This is a genomic window from Streptomyces capparidis (assembly GCF_054782095.1).
The window spans coordinates 163,483-183,895 of record NZ_BAAGTD010000010.1; the positions used below are offsets into that span (position 1 = coordinate 163,483).

The following is a 20,413-nucleotide window of genomic DNA, read 5'->3' on the forward strand; positions in this document are numbered from 1 at the left end:
ACCCGTGACGGCCGCGCCGACCCGACCCGGCCGCGCGGAGCCGTGCGAGGTGACGCCTTGGGTACGACGGGTACGACGGTCCGGTCCACGACGATCACCGTCCCCGGGGTCCGCGTCGGCCCGGACAACCCGCTGCCACCCCTGCGCCCGCCCCACGACCTCCACCAGGCCGAACTCCCCGCCGACCTGCCCGCCGACATGGCGAGCCGGGCCCGGCTCGCCCCGCTGACCTCCCTGCTGCCCTGCCGGATCCGCGACGGCTACGGCCGCGACCGCGCCCCGCTGCGCCTGGACGCGCTGGTGCTGGAGAGCGAGCGGCTGCGCGCCACGGTGCTGCCCGGCCTCGGCGGGCGGCTGGCCTCCCTGGTCCACAAGCCGTCCGGCCGCGAACTGCTCTACCGCAACCCCGTCCTGCAACCGGCGAACTTCGCCCTCACCGGCGCCTGGTTCTCCGGCGGCGTCGAGTGGAACGTCGGCGCCACCGGCCACACCCCCCTGGCCTGCGCCCCGCTGCACGCCGCCCGGATGCCCGCCCCCGACGGCGGCGAGATGCTGCGCCTGTGGGAGTGGGAGCAACTGCGCGACCTGCCGTTCCAGGTGGACCTGTGGCTGCCCGCGGACTCCGACTTCCTGTACGTCGGCGTCCGCGTCCGCAACCCGCACGCCCACCCGACCGCCACCTACTGGTGGTCCAACACCGCCGTGCCCGAGACCCCCGGCACCCGGGTGCTCGCCCCGGCCGACCAGGCGTGGTACTTCGGCCACGAACGGGAACTGCGGCGCGTGGCCGCACCCGGGAACAGCTGCCCCGAGGACGCCGAGCACGCCTCCGACTGGTTCTACGACCTCCCCGGCGGCGAACGCCCGTGGATCGCCGCGCTCGACGCCCGCGGCCGGGGCCTGGTGCAGACCTCCACCGACGCCCTGCGCGGACGCAAGGCGTTCGTGTGGGGGACGGGCGGCGGCGGGCGGCGCTGGCAGGAGTGGCTCACGGAGCCGGGCACGGGCGGCTACCTGGAGATACAGGCGGGCCTCGCCACCACCCAACTGGAACACGTGCCGCTCGCCGCCGGGGCCGAGCTGTCCTGGCTCGAGGCGTACGGCCCGCTGGAGGCCGACCCGGCCGCCGTCCACGGCGCCGACTGGGCGGCGGCCCGCGCCGAGGCCGCCGCCCGGCTCGAGGACGCCCTGCCGCGCGCCGACGTGGACGCCGCCTACGCCGCGTGGCGGCCCTTCGCCGACGCCCCGCCGAAGGACGTGCTCGCCGTCGGCTCCGGCTGGGGCGCGCTGGAGGTGGCGCACGGCGGGTACGAGCTGCCCGGCACGCCGTTCGACGCCGACACCCTCGGCCCCGGCACCGTCGGCGCCGCCCAGCAGCCGTGGCGGGACCTGCTGGTGGTCGGCGGGATGCGGGAGGCCAGGCCCGAGGAGCCGCCGGGGCCCACCCTGGTGGCGCCGCACTGGCGGGAGCTGCTGGAGACCACGGCGCCGACCTGGCTCACCTCCTACCACCTGGGCGTCGCCGCCTGGCACGCCGGGGACCGGGCGCAGGCGGTGCGCGCCTGGGAACGCTCCCTGGACTGCGGGGTGAGCCCGTGGGCCCTGCGGTGCCTGGCCGTGGCCGACCTGGCGGCGGGCGACACCCGGCGCGGCGCGGACCGGCTGCGGCAGGCCGTGGACATGGTGGACCGCGTCTTCTACCACGCCCCACCGGGAACGGGCCCCTCGGCGGCCCTGTCCGCGCTGGCCCGCGAGGCGGTGGAGGCGCTGCTCGCCGCGGACCGCCCCGCTCAGGCCCGCGAGATCCTGGACCGCCTCCCGCCGTCGGTGCGCTCCCGGGGGCGGCTGACGCTGCTCCACGCCAGGACCCTCCTGGCCGAGGGCGACCCGGCGGGTGCCAAGGCGGTGTTCGACGCCGGGTTCGAGGTGGAGGACCTCCGGGAGGGGGAGACGGTCCTGGAGGACACGTGGCGGGAGATCACGCAGCGCCTGCCGGGAGAGCACCCGCTGCCCCGGCGGTACGACTTCCGGATGGGGCCGGGGTAGGGGTCCTTCGCATCCCGGGGTGCGGGGCCGGTCGGGGCCGGTCCCGTCACGGCGCTGCGCGGGGACTTCCTCCCGGGGTGTTCCCCGCGCGTGCGGGGGTGTCGCCTTCCCCCCGGTGCTCCCGCCTGTCATGGTGGCCGGATGCAGCGTGATCTCCCGCAGCGGTACCCGCAGTTGGCTCTGGACTCGGGGGAGCCGGGGCTGCCGGTGCACCCCGAGCTGAACGCCAGGCTGGGGGCCGCCTCCCACGTCAACCGCCCAGGGCCCGTCGCCGGGTCGGAGGCCGTCAGGGCCGCCGCCGCGGCGTACCTCGGGCGGCGCGGCCTGCACACGGCGCCCGAGCACGTGGTGTGCGCCGCGGGGACGGGAGCGCTGCTGTTCGCCGTGCTCGCCGCCGTCCCCGGGGACCTGGTGGTGCCCCGTCCCGCCCCGCCCCGGCACGCCGCCCGGGCCGCCGTGCTGGGCCGGAGCGTGCACCGGGTGCCGACCCCGCCCGAGTGCGGCGGCGTCCCGGACCCGTTCGCGCTGTACGAGGTGGTGCGCCGGGCCCGCGAGGACGGGCGGGACCCGCGGGTGCTGACGCTGACCGTGCCCGACGACCCGACCGGCACCGTCGCCCCGCCGGAGCTGCTGCACGAGGTGTGCGAGGCCGCCCGCGACCTGGACCTGCTGGTGGTCTCCGACGAGTCGCTGCGCGACCTGCCCCACCACCTGGAGGCGGTGCCCGTCTCGCCCGCCGAGATGCTGCCCGAGCGCACCGTCGTCGTCGGCGGGCCCGGGCCGTCCCTGGCCCTGGCGGGGTGGCGGCTGGCGTTCGCCCGCTTCCCCGGGGAGCGGGAGCGGCTGCGGGACCGGGCCGTCGAGGTGGCCGACGCCCTGGGGCTGCACGCCCCGGCCCCGGTGCAGGAGGTGGCCGCCTACGCCCTGTCCGAGCCCGCCGACCTGCGCGGGCACGTCGCCGCGTCGGCGCGGCTGCACGGCGCGGTCACCGCGGAGCTGTGCCGCCTGGCGCGGGAGGCCGCCGGCGCGCTGTGCCGTCCGCCGCAGGCGGGGTACACGCTGTACGTGGACCTCTCCCCGGCCGGCGACCTGCTGGCCCGGCACGGCGTGGACGGCTCCGCGGCGCTGGAGCGGCATCTGCGGGAGCGGTACCACCTGGGCGTGCTCGGCGGGCACCGGTTCGGCGACGACCCGGAGGCGCTGCGCTGCCGGCTGTCGGCCGGCGGCCTGTACGGGGCGTCGACCGAGGCCCGCTGGGAGGCGCTGCGCGCCGCGGAGCCGCTGCGGGTCCCGCACGTCGCCGAAGCGTTGGCAGCGCTCGACCTGGTCTTCACCGAGCTGACCCGACGATGAATTACGGTCTTGGTGTCGGGTCGCGCTCGCCGTGATCCGGACCCGTGCCCGGACCCCCGATGGCCGCCACCGACGGAGCCCGCCCATGACTGAGCAGACCGACCGCGTCGTCGCCAAGCCCCGCCCGCTGGGCGAGGTCCGCGTCTGGCCCCGCTCCTTCGCCGACCGCCTCACCGACCCGCTGCCGGGGACGCGGGACATGGTGCGGGTGATGCGCGAGGGCGGTTTCCGGCCCCGCGGCGAGGCGCTCGCCGACATGGCCCGCCTGCCGTTGGCCCCGGCGCCGCTGCCGGACGCCGCGCCGGACACCACGGTGCTGACCTGGGCCGGGCACGCCAGCTTCGTGGTGCGCATCGGCGGCCTGACGGTGCTGACCGACCCGGTGTGGTCGCGGCGCATCCTCGGCACCCCGCAGCGGATCACCCCGGTCGGCGTGGAGTGGGACCGGCTGCCGCCGGTGGACGCCGTGGTGATCAGCCACAACCACTACGACCACATGGACTGGCCCACGCTGCGCCGGCTGCCCCGCTCCACCGCGCTGTTCGTGCCCGCGGGGCTCGGCCGCTGGTTCCGCCGCCGGGGCTTCACCCGGGTCACCGACCTGGACTGGTGGGAGTGCGCGGAGCTGGAGGGGGTGCGCTTCGACTTCGTGCCCGCCCACCACTGGAGCAGGCGCGGCCTGGCCGACACCTGCCGGTCGCTGTGGGGCGGCTGGGTGCTCACCGAGCCGGGCGGCACCCGCCTGTACTTCGCGGGCGACACCGGGTACGGCCGCTGGTTCGCCGAGATCGGCCGCCGCTACCCCGGCATAGCCGTGGCCATGCTGCCGATCGGCGCCTACGATCCGCGCTGGTTCCTGCGGCCGGTGCACACCGACCCGGAGGAGGCGGTGCGGGCCTGCGTGGACCTGGGGGCGCGCCGCATGGCCACGATGCACTGGGGGACGTTCCTGCTGTCCAAGGAGCCGGTGCTCCAGCCGCTGGAGCGGGCCCGCGCGGCGTGGGCGGAGACCGGCCGGGCCCGAGCCGACCTGTGGGACCTGGCGGTGGGGGAGTCGCGGGTGCTGGAACCGGACGACCGGGGCTGACCCGGCCCCGGGACGCGAAGGGCGGGGGCGGGGAGGGCCGGGCGGAAGGAGCGGGGCGGGGAGGAACCGGGCGCGGGGGAGCGGGGCCGGGCGCTAGGAGTGCGCCCCCGGCGCCTCGGGGGCCGTCCGCCGCGTCCCCCGTATCCGGCGGTACACCGTCGGCGCCGTGCTGATCAGCACCGTCAGCGCCACCGCGAGGACCACGCCCTGCCACGGCTCGGGGAACAGCGAGCCGCCCAGGATGCCGATCGCCCCGTACAGGGCGGCCCAGGCCAGGCACGCCACGATGTCGGCCCGCGCGAACACGCGCAGCGGCATGTCCGCCATCAGGCAGGCCAGCATGATCGGCACCCGTCCCGCCGGGATCAGCCGGGACAGCACCAGCACCGCCACGCCGTGCTCCCGCAGGCCGCGCTCGGCGCCGGCGAGACGCTGCTCCGGCGCCCGCTCCTGGAGCTGCCGCAGCCACCGCGACCCGTTGCGCGAGTGCACGCCGCGGCGGCCGAGCCAGTACAGCGCCACGTCGCCGAGGAACGCCGCGGCCGCCGCCACGGCGAACACCAGCAGCAGCGTGAACGGCGCCTTGTGGTGGAAGCCCACCACCGCGGCCGAGCTGACCACCGCGCCGGTGGGCACCACCGGTGCCACCGAACCGAGCACCACCAGCAGGAACAGCGTGGGGAACCCCACCGCCTGCTGCGCCGACTCCGAGGCCGACTCCGCGGCCGCCGCGGAAAGCTGTGCGATCACCGGTCCACCCTGCCGCCCACGTCGACGCTCTCCCCGTGGTCCAGCAGGTGCACGGCCACCTGCGGCGCGAGCCGCTCCGAAAGGCGCGCGAAGTCCGTGCCGGGGGCGTGGAACTCGTGCGGCCGCACCCCGTCCATGCCGATCGGCCAGAAGGTGCCCCAGTGGATCGGCACCGCCGCGTCCGGCGCCAGCCGGTCCGCCGCCTGCGCCGCCCGCCTGGGGTCCAGGTGCCCCGGCCCGAGCCCGGGCCCCCAGCCGCCCACCGGCAGCAGCGCCGTGTGGCAGGGCCCGACGGCCGACTCCCAGCCGTCGTACCCCGCCGTGTCGCCGGCGAAGTACGTGGTGGCCTCGCCGTGCAGCACATAGCCGAGCGCGGGCGCCTGCTGCGGGCCCAGCGGCCAGCGCCGCCCGTCGTGCGCCGCGGGCACCGCCCGCACCGTCAGCGCGCCCACCCCGACCTCGTCGCCGACGCCGACCTCGGTCAGCTCCAGGCCCAGCGGCCGCAGCCGCCGCAGCCCCGGCACCGCGCGCACCGCCCCGCGGGGCAGCAGCACCCGGGTGCCGGGCGCGAGCCGGGAGAGGGAGGGCAGGTGCAGGTGGTCGGCGTGCAGGTGGGAGACCACGGCGACATCGGCGCGCGCGGCCTCGGGCGGCGGCACCTCGCCCCGGCGGCGGCGCAGGTGCGCCAGGCGCCGCGGGAACAGCGGGTCGGTCAGCACCCGCACACCCGAGTCCTCCACGGTCACCGTCGCATGTCCCCACCACGTGATGGTCGCCACCTGTGTCCGCCTCCCCTGTTTCCCGCCGGCCAACCCCGCGCGCACGGGGCCGGTGTGCATCGAGGTTACGGGGTGCGGCCCGCGCGCCGCCGGAGTGCCCGCGCCGCCCGCCGCGGACCGGCCCGCCGCGGGGAAGCGCCCCTGTCCACGCGCGACCCCTTCGCACACGTCCGCCCCCTTCGCGGCACACTGGGTCCCTGGGCCGGCCGGCGCGGCCGTCCGCGCGGGCGGCCCGGAGCGCGACGTCGTACAGGGAAGCGGGCACAGAGTGAATCGGTGGCGAGCGGCAGGCCGCGCCGCGTTGCGGGTCCTTGCCGTCTGGATCGTCGTCACCGCGACGATAGTGGTGCTGGCCGTGGTCCTGCCGGACTTCAGGCTCAAGACCACCGACGGCGAGAGCCTCACCCAGACCGGGACCACCGCGGCCGTGGCCGCGGGCTCGTTCGGCCTGCTCAGCGCCCTGCTGTGGCCGCTGATCGTGCGCGCCCTGCTGCTGGTGCCCGCGCTGGTGCTCGGCCTGCTGGTGTTCTTCCTCAACGGCTCGGTGCTGCTGCTGGCGCTGCGGGTGGCGCCCGAGGGCGAACCCGAGGTGAGCGCGAGCACCGCCGTGGTGATAGCGGCGGTGCTGTCCGCGGCGGCCTCGTCCACCAACGCGTGGCTGTCGGTGTACGACGACGACGCGTACCGCAGCCGCCTGGCCCGGCTCGCCGGGCGCAGCCGCCGCGCGCTGCCGCCGGTCCCCGACGGGCGGGTCACCCCGGGCACGGTGTTCCTCCAGCTCGACGGGGTCGGCCACGACGTGCTGAAGTCCGCCGTGGAGGGCCGCTACCTGCCGACGCTGCGGGAGTGGCTGGCCGGCGGCAGCCACCGCCTGGCGCCCTGGCGCACCGACTGGAGCAGCCAGACCGGGGCGAGCCAACTGGGGATCCTGCACGGCTCCAACCACGCGGTCCCCGCGTTCCGCTGGTACGAGAAGAACCCCGACACGCCCGGCGGCGGCCGGCTGATGGTGTGCAACCGGCCGTCGGACGCCGCCGAGCTGGAGCGGCGGGTGCGGGACCGCCCGGGGCTGCTCGCCGCCGACGGGGCCAGCCGCGGCAACCTGTTCAGCGGCGGCGCCGAGCAGAACGCGCTGGTGCTCAGCGTCTCGCTGCGCACGGGCCGGCGCAGCCGCTCCGGCTACTTCGCGTACTTCTCCGACCCCGCCAACGCCACCCGCACCTTCGTCGCGTTCTGGGCCGAGGTGGTGCGCGAGATCGGCCAGGGGCTGCGGCAGCGGCTGCGGGACGAGCGGCCCCGGGTGCGCAGGGGCGGGGTGTACCCGCTGCTGCGGGCGTTCACCACGGTCGTGGAGCGGGACGTGGTCGTCGCCTCCGTCATGGGCGACATCCTGGCGGGCCGCACCGCGGTGTACGCCGACCTGGTGGCCTACGACGAGGTCGCCCACCACTCGGGGGTGCGGGCGCCGGAGACCCTGCGGGTGCTGCGCCGCCTGGACAAGGCGATCCGGCTGATCGCCAGCGTGGCCGAGTACGCGCCGCGGCCCTACCGGTTCGTGGTGCTCTCCGACCACGGGCAGAGCCAGGGCGAGACGTTCACCCGCAAGTACGGGCAGACCCTGGAGGACCTGGTGCGCACCGGCTGCGGCCTGGAGACGCCCCGCGGGCGGCGCCGCGCCGCCAGGGAGGAGACCGGCGCCGAGGGCCGCGCCGCGGTGCGGGCCGCCCTGCACCGCCCGGAGCACCCCGAGGCGGAGGAGGAGGCCGCCCCGGCGCTGGGCGACCCGCTGGTGCTGGCCTCGGGGAACCTGGGCCTGGTGTCGTTCCGGGACGTGCCGCACCGGCTCACCTACGAGGAGTTCCGCGAGCGCCACCCCAAGCTGCTGCCGACCCTGACCGGGCACCCGGGGATCGGGTTCGTGCTGGTGCGCAGTTGTGAGCGCGGGCCGCTGGCGCTGGGGGCGAACGGGCTGCGGGTGCTGCGGACCGGCGAGGTGGAGGGCGACGACCCGCTGGAGCCGTTCGGGCCGGGCGCCGCGGAGGCGGTGCTGCGCACGGACGGGTTCCCGAACGTGGCCGACCTGATGGTGAACTCCGCGTACGACCCGTGCACGGGCGAGGTGCACGCCTTCGAGGAGCAGGTCGGCTCGCACGGCGGCCTCGGCGGGGCGCAGAGCGAGGCGTTCCTGCTGTACCCGGCGCAACTGCGGGTCCCCGCGGAGGGCGTCGTCGGGGCGGAGGCGCTGCACCGGGTGCTGCGGGGCTGGCTCGAGGACGCCGCGCGGGAGGCGGCGGGGGGCGCGGAGACGGCAGGGGAGGGGGACGGGGAGGAGGACGGCGCGCCGGAGCCCGGCAGCCGCGAGCCCCGGCGGGTCGCGTGAGCGGACACGGACGGCGCACGGCGCTCCGAATCCGCCCCCGGCCGGAAATCACCCAGCCACAATCCGCGCAATATGTCCGAAAAAGGCCTGACGTTCGTCGCGCTCACTCCGCCGGCGACTGCGGGAACTCCTCCCGGGCCCGCCGGTCGTCCCGTACCGCCTCCGCCACCGCGAGGCTGTCCTCGAACACGTGGTAGCGGGTGATCCGCCCGTCCCGCACGCTCAGGAGCAGGGCGAACGGGAACGACAGCACCCGCCCGCTGGCCCGCAGCGTCTGCTCCGCGTGCCCGGTCAGCACCGCGTTCTCCCCGTCCACCAGGAACGCCATGGGGGTCACCGAGCGCTTCTCCGGCACGAAGTGGGCGGCCATGGTGGCGAAGAGGTCGGCCATGTCGGCGCGGGTCCGCCGCGGCCGCAGCCACGGCACCTCGGGGGAGCCGGCGACCATGCAGTCCACCTCGTCCGCGAACAGCTCCGCGGTGTGCTCCGCGTCACCCTCGCCCAGCCTGACCAGGAACTCCTCCACGACGGCGCGTGTGCTCACGGCGTACCTCCCCTTCTGGCCGGGGGACGGCCCCGCCGGCGGTGACCACACTTCCAGACCCGCCGGGCGGGCGCGATTACCCGCCAGGTAGCGGCCGGTGCCGGAAGGCGGTCCCGCGCCACGCGTTTATATGGAATACAGGGAAAGAGAGCTTTGCTCCCGAATTCCCCGTAGTTTTCCTTGAATCAGGGATTTCGGTGCCCGGGACAGGTGCCCGGCGCCCCGTTCGGGGGAACCCGTCCGAGAGACCCCGTCGAGGGAACCCGTTCGAGAGAAAGGGAGGACAGATGACGACTCCTCCGAGAAGTGACTCACCGAGCCCCGGCCGCCCGGACCGCCGAGGCCGGGGCGACGGCGCCGCGGGCCGCGCCCGCACCAGGCTCGCCGTCGGCGCCGTCGCCGGCGCCCTGCTGCTCGCGGGCACCTCCGCCGCGGTGTCCGCGGCCGTCGTCGGCGACGACAGCGCGCCGAAGGCCCGGGAGGAAGCGCCGGACTACGACCCGCTGCCGCTGGTGGTGGACGCCAGGTACGGGCAGCACAAGACGTTCGACCGGTTCGTCGTGGACATCGAGGGCGACCCGCCGAAGGTCGAGGCCGAGGTGGTGCGTTCGCTGCACCACGACGGCTCGGGCGACCCGGTGGCGCTGAAGGGCAGGTACTTCCTCCAGGTCAGGCTGCACCCGGCCGCCGCGCACGACGACGACGGCGACTCCGTCTACGGTGGGCCGCGCACCCGCGCCGTCGGCCTGCCGAAGCTCAAGGGCTTCGCGATGACCGGCGACTTCGAGGGCCAGGTCACCTTCGGGCTCGCGTTCGACTCGCGCCCCGACTACACGGTGCGCGAACTGCGTGACCCGCAGCGCGTGGTCATCGACATCGCGCACTGACGACGGGCTGCCGCGCCGGGGCGCACCGGCCCCGGCAGCCCGCCGCCGCGCACCCGCCCGAGCCCGGGCGCGGCGCTCACGCGCCGTTGAAGGTGTCCGGGTCGGGCCCCAGCCGGCGCCCCCGCTCCAGGCCCGCGACGGCCGCCATGTCCGCCTGGTCCAGGGAGAAGCCGAACACGTCGAGGTTCTCCCTGATCCGCGAGGGCGTGACCGACTTCGGGATCGTGACGTTGCCCAACTGGACGTGCCAGCGCAGCACGACCTGGGCCGGGGTCCTGCCGTGCCTGTCCGCCAGCTCGCGCAGCACGGGCTCGTCCAGCAGGCCCTTGCCCTGGCCGATCGGGCTCCACGCCTCGGTGGCGATGCCGTGCTCGGTGTGGAACGCGCGCAGTTCCTCCTGCTGGAGCCACGGGTGCAGCTCGATCTGGTTCACGGCGGGGACCACGGAGCACTCGTCGATCAGCCGCCGCAGGTGCGGGATCTGGAAGTTCGACACGCCGACGCTCCTGGCGCGGCCCTCGGCGTGGATCTTCTCCAGCGCCCGCCAGGTCTCCACGTAGGTGTCGCGGCCCGGCATCGGCCAGTGGATCAGGTACAGGTCGACGTAGTCGAGGCCGAGCCGCTCCAGTGAGGCGTCGAACGCCCGCAGCGCCGCGTCGTGGCCCTGGTCGGAGTTCCACAGCTTCGTCGTCACGAACAGCTCTTCGCGGGGCAGTCCCGAGGCGGTCAGCGCCTGACCGGTACCCCGCTCGTTGCCGTAGACGGCCGCCGTGTCGATGCTGCGGTAGCCCGCCTCGATCGCCGTGGTCACGACCTCGTCGGCCTGCTCGTCCGGCACCTGCCAGACACCGAAGCCGAGCTGCGGCATGCGCGCGCCGTCGTTCAGGGTGGTGTAGGGAACCGTGCTCACGTCTGCTCTTTCCTCAACGTCTCGGGAACGTCTGCGTGGGTCGTGCGACCGGTGCCGCCCGGCCGCCCCCGTGTTTCGATCTTCCTCGACCGCCCGGGAACCGGGCGCACCACCCCCACCCCTTTCCCCGTCCGCCCCGTCCCATGCGGCCTCCCCGGCCGCGGCCCCGCCGCGCACCCGTCCGCTCCGCCTTCTTGACCGGTCCCGGACAACGATGCTCTCATCGACGACTGACTGTCAGGAAACTTTCCTGCCACTTTCCTGCCGCCCCCCAGGGCCGGAAAGGGCCACAGCGGAAGGGACACCACATGCCCCCACTGCGACGAACCCGCACCCGCCGCATACCCGGCGCCCCCCGCTCCGCACGCCCGCTGCCCCGGCGGGCCCTGCGCGGCGCCGCCACCGCGGCCACCGCGCTCGCCCTCCTCCTCACCGGCCAGACCGCCGCCGCCCAGGCCGCGCCCGCCGCGGCCACCCCCGTCCAGGCCAACGGCAAGGTGCGGGTCTGCGGCACCCAGCTCTGCAACGCCGCGGGCACGCCCGTCCAACTGCGCGGCATGAGCACCCACGGCACCCAGTGGTACGCCCGGTGCGTCACCGACGGCTCGCTCAACGCCCTGGCGAACGACTGGCAGGCGGACGTGCTGCGGGTGTCCACCTACGTCCAGGAGGGCGGCTACGAGACCGACCCGCGCAAGTACACCGACCTGGTCCACCGGTACATCGACATGGCCACCGCCCGCGGCATGTACGTGATCGTGGACTGGCACATGCTCTCCCCGGGCGACCCCGAGTACAACTACGAGCGGGCCAGGACGTTCTTCACCGAGGTCGCCTCCCGCCACCGCGACAAGGTCAACGTCCTGTACGAGATCGCCAACGAGCCCAACGGCGTGAGCTGGTCCCGGATCAAGGGCTACGCCGAGAAGATCATCCCCGTGATCAGGGCGCAGGACTCCGACTCCGTCGTCCTGGTCGGCACCCGCGGCTGGTCCTCCCTGGGCGTCTCCGAGGGCGGCAGCGAGCAGGAGGTGATCAACAACCCGGTGAACGCCTCCAACATCATGTACACCTTCCACTTCTACGCGGCGTCCCACCGCGACGCCTACCTGTCCGCGCTGGACCGCGCCTCGTCGCGGATCCCGATGTTCGTCACCGAGTTCGGCACCCAGGACTACTCCGGCGACGGGGCCAACGACTTCACCATGGCCCAGCGGTACCTGGACCTCATGGCCCGCAAGAAGATCAGTTGGACCAACTGGAACCTCTCCGACGACTTCCGCTCCGGCGCGGTGTTCAAGACCGGCACCTGCTCCGGCTCCCAGTGGACGGGCACCGGCGTCCTGAAGCCCGCCGGCGTGTGGATCCGCGAACGGGTCATGGGCTGAGCCCCGGGGCTACTCCGGCGATCTCCCCCACCCCCCGGCGGCGGCCGGCCCTCACCCCGTGCCGCCGCCCCCGCCGCTTCCCCCGTACAGGCTCTCGATCTCCGCCGCGAACACCTTCTCCACCGCCCGGCGCCGCAGCTTCAGCGACGGTGTGAGCAGCCCCGCCTCCTCGGTGAACTGCTCCGGCAGCACCCGGAACGCCCGGATCGACTCCGCCTGCGACACCTGGGTGTTCGCCGCCACCACGGCCCGCCTGACCTCAGCCTCCAGGTCCGGGTCGCCCACCACCTCGCGCAACGGCACCGGCGACTTGCCGCGCACCCGCTGCCAGTGCGCCACCGCGTCCGGGTCCAGCGTGATCAACGCCGCCACGAACGGCCGGTCGTTGCCCACCACCACGCAGCTCGCCACCAGCGGGTGGGCCCGCACCCGTTCCTCCAGCGGCACCGGCGCCACGCTCTTGCCGCCGCTGGTGACGATGATCTCCTTCTTCCGGCCGGTGATCGTCAGATAGCCCTCGTCGTCCAGCTCGCCGAGGTCCCCGGTGGCCAGCCAGCCGTCGTGCAGCAGTCGCCCCGTGGCCTCCGGGTCGTTCAGGTACCCGGAGAACACCTGCCCGCCGCGCACCCACACCTCGCCGTCGTCCGCCACCCGCACGCCCGCGCCCGGCACCGGCCGCCCCACCGTGCCGAACCTGGTGCGCTCCGGCGGGTTCGCCGTCACGGCCGCGGTCGTCTCCGTCAGGCCGTAGCCCTCGAAGATCGTCACTCCGGCGCCCGCGAAGAACAGACCCAGGCGCCGGTCCATCGCCGACCCCCCGGACACCGCGTGCCGCACCCTGCCGCCCATGGCCTCGCGGACCCGGCTGTAGACGGCCCGCTCGAACACCTGGTGCTGCACCCGCAGCGCCGCACCGGGCCCGGTGCCCCGCCCGAACGCCCGCGCCTCCTGCGCCTGCGCGTACCGCACCGCGACGTCCACCGCCCGGTCGAACAGCGCGCCCCGCCCCGCCGCCTCGGCGCCGCGCCGCGCCGCGTCGAAGATCTTCTCGAAGACGTACGGCACCGCGAGCACGAACGTCGGCCGGAACGAGGCGAAGTCCGGCAGCAGCGCCGCCGCCGACATCTCCGGCTGGTGCGCCAGGCACGCCCGGCCCCGCACGGCCGCGACCTGCACCATCCGCCCGAAGACATGCGCCAGCGGCAGGAACAGCAGGGTGGAGACGGGCTCGTTCGGCCGGGGGCGGAACACCGGCGTCCAGCCCTGGAGCAGGTTGTCGCACTCGGCCATGAAGTTGGCGTGCGTGAGCACACAGCCCTTGGGCCGCCCCGTGGTGCCCGAGGTGTACACGACGGTGGCCACCGCGTCCGGCGTCACCGCGAGCCGGTGCCGCCGCACCACCTCGTCGTCCACCCGCGCCCCGGCCTCCGTCAGCTCCTCCCACGCACCGGCGTCCAACTGCCACATCGCCTGCACCGCGGGCAGCCGGTCGATCACCGAGCCCACCGTCATGGCGTGGTCCTCGTTCTCCACCACGCACGCCACGCAGCCGGAGTCCTGGAGGATCCAGCGCACCTGCTCCGACGACGAGGTGGGGTACACCGGCACCGGCTGGGCGCCCACCGTCCACAGCGCGAAGTCGAACAGCGTCCACTCGTAACGCGTCCTGGACATGATCGCCACCCGGTCCCCGAACCGCACCCCCCGGGCCAGCAGCCCCTTGGCGAGCGCGACCACCTCGTCCCGGAACCGGACCGCGGTGACGTCCTCCCACCGCCCGCCGGTCTTCCGCCCGAGCTGCACCAGGTCAGGGCACTCGTCGGCGTTGTCGAACACGGCATCGGCCAACCCGCCGACCTGCGGCGCCGTCGCCAGGGGCGGGGTGGTGACCTCGCGCACGGGCTGTGCTCCTCCAACTGCTCTCACGGGCCGGCGGGGCCCGTAAAGTACCCCACCGGGCCGACACCCCGCCCATCCCGGAGAAACCCGTGTTCCCGCAGGTCACAGCCCTCCGGGCGGCCGAGCATCCCCCAAGGACCCTCCCCTCCCGGCCCCGCCGCCACCCCGCCCCCCGGCACCTGCACCAAATCTCTCCCCGTCACTCACCGGGACTCCGCAACGCCCCGGACCCCCCTCACCTTCCGTGCTACCCTGCTCACTTTCCGCCCGCGCCCCCTACGCGATACCCGTGTGAGGAGCACCCCCGATTCTTGGTATCGTTGACCTGTCGCCGCGGTGAACCACGGCAGACACCCAGGTCCGGGTGGCGGAATGGCAGACGCGCTAGCTTGAGGTGCTAGTGCCCTTTATCGGGCGTGGGGGTTCAAGTCCCCCCTCGGACACATACGCAAGGCACATCGACGGTGCCGACCGATTCCCGGTCGGCACCGTTCGTGTGTGCGCCGTCCCCGCTCCCCTCGGCTCTCGCGCGCGTCGCCCGCCTGTTCCCGCGGAACGGCGGGCGCCGGACACGGGACGTGGTCACACGCGCGACCGCACGGCTGCCCGCGCGCCCGCGCGTGCAGACTCTCCGTAACGACCTCGACCGCCCGCCTGCGGACACGCGATTTCGCCGGCCGTGTCGGCTGGGTACCGTGCGGCTGGGCTCGCACCAGGAGGGGACGGCGAAGCATGTCATTGACCGACAAGGCCATCGACCGCATCAGGGACCTCGTCCAGTCGGGCGAGCTGCCTCCGGGGGCCAAGCTGCCGCCCGAGCAGCAGCTCGCCGCGGAGCTGGGGCTGTCCCGCAATCTGATGCGGGAGGCGGTCAAGGCGCTGGTCGTCTCGCGGGTGCTGGAGATCCGGCGCGGCGACGGCACGTATGTCACCAGCCTGGCGCCGGAGCTGCTGCTGAGCGGGATCGGGTCCGCGGTGGAGCTGCTGCGCGGCGACACCCTGCTGGAGCTCACCGAGGTGCGTCGGCTGTTCGAGCCGGTCGCCACGGCGGTGGCCGCCACCCGCATCTCGGCCGCCGAACTCGCTGAGGTGGAGCGACACCTGGAGGCGATGCGGGCGGCCCGCGACGACGTGGAGGAACTCAACGAACACGACGCCGCCTTCCACCGGGCGGTGATCGCGGCCACCGGCAACGCGACGCTGGCCACCCTGCTTGAGGGCATCTCCGGCCGCACCGTGCGCGCCCGCGTCTGGCGCGGCATGGTCGACGAGAACAGCGCGGGCCGCACCGTCGCCGAACACGAGGCGATCTTCCAGGCGCTGGCCGCGGGCGACGCCGCACTGGCGCAGGCCGCCGCACTGATCCATGTCACCACCACGGAGCGATGGCTGCGCGAGCACTTGGGCCGGGCGGAGGGCGGCGTCCCGCACGACCTCACCGGCGGGCCCTAGCCCGGCGCGGCCCGCCCGCCGGACGCCGGGCGGGGCGGCCTCGTGGACGGTGGTGGCGGCGGGTCGAACAAGGTACAGACATGGGATGGGTCGAGTTGTGCTTGGGGGTGATATGCCCATTGACAGTGCGAGGGGCGTATGGAATCACTGGAACATGGGATGTCTGGGCGCCCTCCGTGGGCGCTCTCGGGCGCCCCTACCCCCCACGACGCCAAGGGAGAGTCGCCCCATGACCTCGTCCGGATCGCACCCTCGTCCGCGCTCCGCGCCGCCGACCGCACCCTGACGGGACCGGCCGAGGTCCGTCCCGGACTGCCGGTCGGGCCGGCCGCCGCGATCTCCCGAACGCCTCGCGCGCAACCCTGAGCCGGACCGACCTCACGTGTGCGGCGGGCGGGACCCGCTCGGCCGCACCCGCCGCGCCGCCCGGCCGCGAAGCGGCATGACCGCCGGCAGCCGGCGCGACTGCGCCGACGGCGCCCCCGCCCACCGGGAGGCGTGGACACACGGCGGCGACGGCCGGCAGTGGTCGCTCAACAGCCCCGGTGGCAACCGCCACCGGTTCATCCATCGGGGCACCGGTACCGCTCTCGACGGCCGCGGAAGCACCGCGGTCGGCTCGTCCACGGTGATGCCCAACCGGACTCCAGCACCAGCAACGAACGGACCATCACCGGGGTCAGAACCGCCCCGGCGGCGCCGCCCGCGCCGTGGCGGATTCCGTCGTGCCCGCGGCGCGGCGGCGATCCGGCCCGTCGAAGAGCGCCCCCCACGTCCCGGAGTCGGAAGAAGGAGTGTATGAAACTTCATCGCCTCTTGATATCCATCGCGGCCGCGGTACTTCTCGTCCTGACCACTGCGGGCACCTCGTCCGGCAGCGGCGCGGGCGCGGCCGCGCCGCCCGCGACCACCGGCGCCGCCGAGGCGAGCCCCGGCTGCGGCAAGGCCCCGACGGTGACCAGTGGTACCCACACGATCCAGAGCGGCGGCCAGACGCGCAGTTACATCGTGCGGGTCCCCGCCGGCTACGACAACAACCGCCCCTACCGGCTGATCTTCGGTTTCCACTGGCGGGGCGGCACGGCCAACGACGTCGACTCGGGTGGAACGGACGGGTACAACTGGTCCTACTACGGCCTCCGGCGCCTGGCGGACAGCGCGAACAACAGCACGATCTTCGTCGCCCCCCAGGGCCTCGGCAACGGCTGGGCCAACTCCGGCGGCCAGGACGTGGCCTTCGTCGACGCCATGGTCAGCCGGATCACCTCAGGTCTGTGCGTCGACACCAGCCAGGTGTTCGCCACCGGCTTCAGCTACGGCGGCGCGATGTCGTACGCCCTCGCCTGCTCCCGGGCGTCGGTCTTCCGGGCGGTCGCGGTCTACTCCGGGGCGAACCTCAGCGGGTGCAACGGCGGCACTCAGCCCGTCGCCTACATGGGTCTGCACGGCCTCAGGGACAACGTGCTGCCCATCTCGTCGGGACGGGCCCTGCGCGACACCTTCGTCCGGGCGAACGGCTGCGCCGCGCAGAACCCGCCCGAGCCGGCCAACGGAAGCCTGACGCACATCATCACCACCTACTCGGGATGCAGGTCCGGATACCCCGTGGTGTGGGCCGCGTTCGACGGAGGCCACGACCCCGGTCCCATCGACGGTTCCACCGGTAGCGGCTGGCGCACCTGGACCTCGGGAGCGGTGTGGCAGTTCTTCAGCCAGTTCGGCTCGAACCCGCAGCCCCCCGCCGGCCAGCAGGTCGTCGGCCAGCAGTCGGGACGCTGCCTCGACGTCAACAACACCACCACGGCCAACGGCACACAGGCGCAACTGTGGGACTGCCACGGCGGCTCCAACCAGCGGTGGACCTACACCTCGGGCAAGCAACTCATGCTCTACGGCAACAAGTGCCTGGACGCCTCCGGGATGGGCACCGTCAACGGCACCGCGGCGGTGATCTGGGACTGCAACGGGCAGGCCAACCAGCAGTGGAACGTCAACACCAACGGCACGATCACCGGAGTGCAGTCGGGGTTGTGCCTCGACGCCAGCGGCGCCGGCACCGCCAACGGCACGAGGGTCCAACTGTGGAGCTGCTCCGGCGGAGCGAACCAGCAGTGGAGTCTGCGGAGCTGACCCCGGAAACAGGTGACGGCCCCAACCGTGCGGGCCGGGGTTCCCCCCGGCCCGCACGGGTCTCCGCGCCCGCGGCGGGTGCCGCCCCGGCGGCCCCCCGGTCAGCCCGGTACGCGGATGTCCCGGCCGCTGAACTTCTGCCAGTAGCCCACACAGGTGTCCCGCCAGTCGGCCGCGTCCGCCTCGTGGAGCGCCAGCTTGGCCCTGACCTCGGCGAAGCGGCGGGCATCGATCTCGGATTCCAGGGAGTCCCAGGTCCGCCGCATCCCGCTGACGTACCGGACACCCGAGTAGTAGCGGTGGACCAGCTCGTCCCAGAAGATCCTGCCGCTGCTCATCGGGTGGTCCCAGGGCACGTGGTGGAACCACATCATCAGGTTCTCGGGGACGGTGTCGAGGTCGCCGTACCTCGCCGCCAGGGTGGGGAAGTACTGGGCGGTGAAGTTGCTCCCGGTGGGGGAGCGGTCGTAGCCCAGGCCGACGCTGTCCGCCCTGTTGTAGTAGACGGGGTTCCAGTCCTCCCGCGGGAGGTGCGACTCGGAGGGGCCGGGGCCGTAGTGGACGTCGGCGGTGAACTGGTGCGCGATGCCGAGCGGGGTCTGGTAGCTCACCAGTGCCTCCCAGGAGCCCATCATCATGGCGACGACGGCGTCCACCACCCTGCGGCTGTTGCCCCAGGTCATCCGGACCCAGTCGGTGGCGATGTCCTTGGAGTCCGCGGTCCAGTCCCAGGCCTGGCGGCCGAAGGCGAACAGGTTCGCCTGGGAGAAGTGATGCCCGGTCAGGTTGTCCGCGTTGCCCAGGTTGGCCACGCCGACGATGGCGGTGTCCGAGTGGTTCTGGGCCGTGCCGTCCACGATGTGGCCGACCAGGCGCTTGTCCAGCGGCCTGCCCCGCCCGTCCGTGGCGTGGGTGTCGGTCTTGAGGATCTCCTCCCACATGGGGGCCAGGAAGCACAGCATCCGGTTCTGGCCGGTGTACTCCTGGGTGATCTGGAGTTCCAGGGCCTGGTTGGTGTTCTCCATTCGGCCGAACATCGGGTGGACGGGCTCCCTGGCCTGGAAGTCCAAGGGGCCGTTCTTGGTCTGGAGGAACACGTTGTCCAGGAAGCGGCCCTTGGTCCCGTCGGGCTGCGGCTCGTCGTCGATGTGGCCGAACTCCAGGTAGGCCCGCTTCAGCCGGTCGCTGTCGACGTCGGGGTTGTAGACGAAGGTCCGCCAGTAGATCTTCAGGCCGAGGGGCGCCACCGCGGTCGCCATGCCGTTGGCGCCGTCGCCGTGGTCGTGGCCGAAGTCCTGGGGCCCCGGCTGGCCCTCGGAGTTGGCCTTCACGGTGAAACCGATGAAGTCCGGTATGGACTCCTGGATCCGCCGGGCCCTGCGGTGCCACCACGCCCGGAAGTCGGGGCTGGTGGGGGCCATTTGCTCCGCGGTGAGCGTGTCCGGCGCGAACCGGCTGTCCATGGGTGCCGCGTACCTGATGGACAGGGCGAGCCTGATCCCGTAGGGCCGCAGCGCGTCGGCCAGCGCCGCCTCCTGGGCGATGTACTCCGGTGTGAGGTAGGAGTTGTCGGCGTTGACGTTGTTGATGGTGATCCCGGTGATCCCGACGGATGCCATCGCCCGCGCCGCCACGAGATAGCGGTCGAGCACGACCGGCAGGTTCAGCCCGGCGCTCGCGCCGGTGGCGGCGAAGTTGAAGATCGCGCCGTTCTCGCCGTTCAGCCCGCCCGTCCCCGACGCGTCGTTGCCGGCGTACAGGCGCTCGGTGTCCCAGTAGTTCAGGTGGCGGTTCGCGATCCTGGGGCGCTCGGCGAGGTCGAGACCGGTGACGGGCCGGTGCGTCTGGACGCGCCGCAGAAACGCGAACGCGCCGTACAGCGCGCCCACGTCGGTGTTGCCCGCGATGACGGTGAACGCCCGCCGCCCCTGGGACAGCGACCTGATGAGGAAGCCGTCCCGGCCCACGGACTCCAACTCGGCGCCGGGGACGAACCGGCGCACGACCGGCGAACTCTCCCGGGTCCCCACGACGACGGCGCCGTGCGGGACGGCGTGCCCCGGGCGGGGGCGCGCCAGGGCCCGCACCGGGCGGTCGAGCAGCCCGCTCAGGCCCCGGACCAGCTCCTCCCTGGCCGCCTCCAGGGTGGACGCCATCAGCCGCTCGGTGGATCCCGGGGCCATGCCCAGGTTCGGGGTGTGGCGGTAGGAGGGGTTCCGGTGGGCGTTCTCCACGATGACGGTGGTGATCTGCCGCCGGTACCGGCCGAGCAGGCGCGGATCGCCGACCGGCACATAGCGCAGCCACATCGCGGAGCCGTCGTAGTCGTCGTCCCGTGGCGCGGCGGAACCGGGGGGTGCGCCCTCCCGGCCCGCCGCCCGGGCGGCCCCGCCCGCGCTCGGCCCCAGCGCCGCGCCTGCCGCGACCGCGCCCATGAATGTCCGTCGGCTCATCGACATGAGGTCGTCCTACCAGACATCCCTTGTCATTGTCAGCAGGCAGAACAAAGTTCATGGCGATGAACGGGCGGGCGTGCTCGGGTCGTTGGCGGCCGGGGGTCGTTCACATGCCTTGACTTTGTTCGAGCGTCGCGAACACCCTTGTGGTGAGGGCTCCATCCCCGTCCCCCCTCGAGATCTCCCTCCGCCTTCCGGTCGGGTCTTCCCCTCGGGTGTTCCCTGCGCGCCGCGCGGTCGGCTGGGAGCGCTCCCATGACGATCCGCCGAAGCCGGGAACGCCACCCGCGGCCCCGCCGCGGCAGGGCCGGGGCGATCGGCCCCGAGCAAGCGCGGATCCATACCCACGTCC

At 74.1% G+C, this 20,413-nt stretch carries 14 protein-coding genes and 1 tRNA gene; 9 read left to right on the plus strand and 6 right to left on the minus strand.

Features of this window, described 5'->3' with window-relative positions; translation table 11 throughout:
* The first annotated feature begins 57 nt into the window (after window positions 1-57).
* The 3 genes from ACYVO2_RS11295 to ACYVO2_RS11305 all read left to right on the plus strand — a co-directional run bounded on the left by ACYVO2_RS11295 (window position 58) and on the right by ACYVO2_RS11305 (window position 4,486).
* Entirely contained in the window at window positions 58-2,046 is a 1,989-nt protein-coding gene (locus ACYVO2_RS11295) for a DUF5107 domain-containing protein (protein WP_461007546.1), read from the plus strand.
* Between the two features lie 141 nt (window positions 2,047-2,187).
* Window positions 2,188-3,399 carry an aminotransferase class I/II-fold pyridoxal phosphate-dependent enzyme gene (locus tag ACYVO2_RS11300; RefSeq protein WP_461007547.1) on the plus strand — a complete coding sequence of 404 codons (1,212 nt, stop codon included), beginning with the start codon at window positions 2,188-2,190 and terminating at the stop codon, window positions 3,397-3,399.
* 85 nt (window positions 3,400-3,484) lie between these two features.
* Window positions 3,485-4,486 (plus strand): MBL fold metallo-hydrolase, encoded by a 1,002-nt coding sequence (locus tag ACYVO2_RS11305; protein ID WP_461007548.1) that lies wholly within the window; start codon window positions 3,485-3,487, stop codon window positions 4,484-4,486.
* A 93-nt stretch (window positions 4,487-4,579) separates the two neighbouring features.
* Here the strand turns inward: ACYVO2_RS11305 and ACYVO2_RS11310 are convergent, their stop codons facing one another.
* Both ACYVO2_RS11310 and ACYVO2_RS11315 read right to left on the minus strand, forming a co-directional pair.
* On the minus strand, window positions 4,580-5,233 hold the full coding sequence (locus ACYVO2_RS11310; RefSeq protein ID WP_461007577.1) for a DedA family protein: 654 nt from the start codon (window positions 5,231-5,233) through the stop codon (window positions 4,580-4,582).
* Window positions 5,233-6,015 (minus strand): MBL fold metallo-hydrolase, encoded by a 783-nt coding sequence (locus ACYVO2_RS11315; RefSeq protein WP_461007549.1) that lies wholly within the window; start codon window positions 6,013-6,015, stop codon window positions 5,233-5,235. The genes ACYVO2_RS11310 and ACYVO2_RS11315 overlap by 1 nt, the downstream gene beginning before the upstream one ends.
* Window positions 6,016-6,316: 301 nt before the next feature.
* Between ACYVO2_RS11315 and ACYVO2_RS11320 the strand changes: the two genes are divergently transcribed.
* A complete protein-coding gene (locus tag ACYVO2_RS11320) occupies window positions 6,317-8,395 on the plus strand; it encodes a phage holin family protein (RefSeq protein WP_461007550.1) in 2,079 nt (692 codons plus the stop codon).
* 103 nt (window positions 8,396-8,498) lie between these two features.
* Here the strand turns inward: ACYVO2_RS11320 and ACYVO2_RS11325 are convergent, their stop codons facing one another.
* Window positions 8,499-8,939 carry a nuclear transport factor 2 family protein gene (locus ACYVO2_RS11325; protein ID WP_461007551.1) on the minus strand — a complete coding sequence of 147 codons (441 nt, stop codon included), beginning with the start codon at window positions 8,937-8,939 and terminating at the stop codon, window positions 8,499-8,501.
* Window positions 8,940-9,226: 287 nt separating this feature from the next.
* On the opposite strand from ACYVO2_RS11325, the gene ACYVO2_RS11330 reads away from it, so the two are divergent.
* A complete protein-coding gene (locus tag ACYVO2_RS11330; RefSeq protein WP_461007552.1) occupies window positions 9,227-9,826 on the plus strand; it encodes an AMIN-like domain-containing (lipo)protein in 600 nt (199 codons plus the stop codon).
* A 76-nt stretch (window positions 9,827-9,902) separates the two neighbouring features.
* On the opposite strand, the gene ACYVO2_RS11335 is transcribed toward ACYVO2_RS11330, so the two are convergent.
* Window positions 9,903-10,736: an aldo/keto reductase gene (locus ACYVO2_RS11335; RefSeq protein WP_461007553.1), complete on the minus strand. Its 834-nt coding sequence runs from the start codon at window positions 10,734-10,736 to the stop codon at window positions 9,903-9,905.
* A gap of 308 nt (window positions 10,737-11,044) precedes the next feature.
* On the opposite strand from ACYVO2_RS11335, the gene ACYVO2_RS11340 reads away from it, so the two are divergent.
* On the plus strand, window positions 11,045-12,124 hold the full coding sequence (locus ACYVO2_RS11340) for a glycoside hydrolase family 5 protein (protein WP_461007554.1): 1,080 nt from the start codon (window positions 11,045-11,047) through the stop codon (window positions 12,122-12,124).
* 51 nt (window positions 12,125-12,175) lie between these two features.
* On the opposite strand, the gene ACYVO2_RS11345 is transcribed toward ACYVO2_RS11340, so the two are convergent.
* Complete coding sequence (locus tag ACYVO2_RS11345; protein ID WP_461007555.1) at window positions 12,176-14,023, minus strand: AMP-dependent synthetase/ligase; 1,848 nt, start codon at window positions 14,021-14,023, stop codon at window positions 12,176-12,178.
* Window positions 14,024-14,381: 358 nt separating this feature from the next.
* Here ACYVO2_RS11345 and ACYVO2_RS11350 point away from each other — a divergent pair.
* From ACYVO2_RS11350 to ACYVO2_RS11360, 3 genes are all read left to right on the plus strand, one after another.
* A tRNA-Leu gene (locus tag ACYVO2_RS11350) sits at window positions 14,382-14,466 on the plus strand.
* A gap of 289 nt (window positions 14,467-14,755) precedes the next feature.
* Entirely contained in the window at window positions 14,756-15,475 is a 720-nt protein-coding gene (locus tag ACYVO2_RS11355; RefSeq protein WP_461007556.1) for a FadR/GntR family transcriptional regulator, read from the plus strand.
* Between the two features lie 798 nt (window positions 15,476-16,273).
* A complete protein-coding gene (locus ACYVO2_RS11360) occupies window positions 16,274-17,605 on the plus strand; it encodes a ricin-type beta-trefoil lectin domain protein (protein WP_461007557.1) in 1,332 nt (443 codons plus the stop codon).
* Window positions 17,606-17,706: 101 nt separating this feature from the next.
* On the opposite strand, the gene ACYVO2_RS11365 is transcribed toward ACYVO2_RS11360, so the two are convergent.
* A complete protein-coding gene (locus ACYVO2_RS11365; RefSeq protein WP_461007558.1) occupies window positions 17,707-20,058 on the minus strand; it encodes an alpha-glucuronidase family glycosyl hydrolase in 2,352 nt (783 codons plus the stop codon).
* Window positions 20,059-20,413 lie beyond the last annotated feature (355 nt).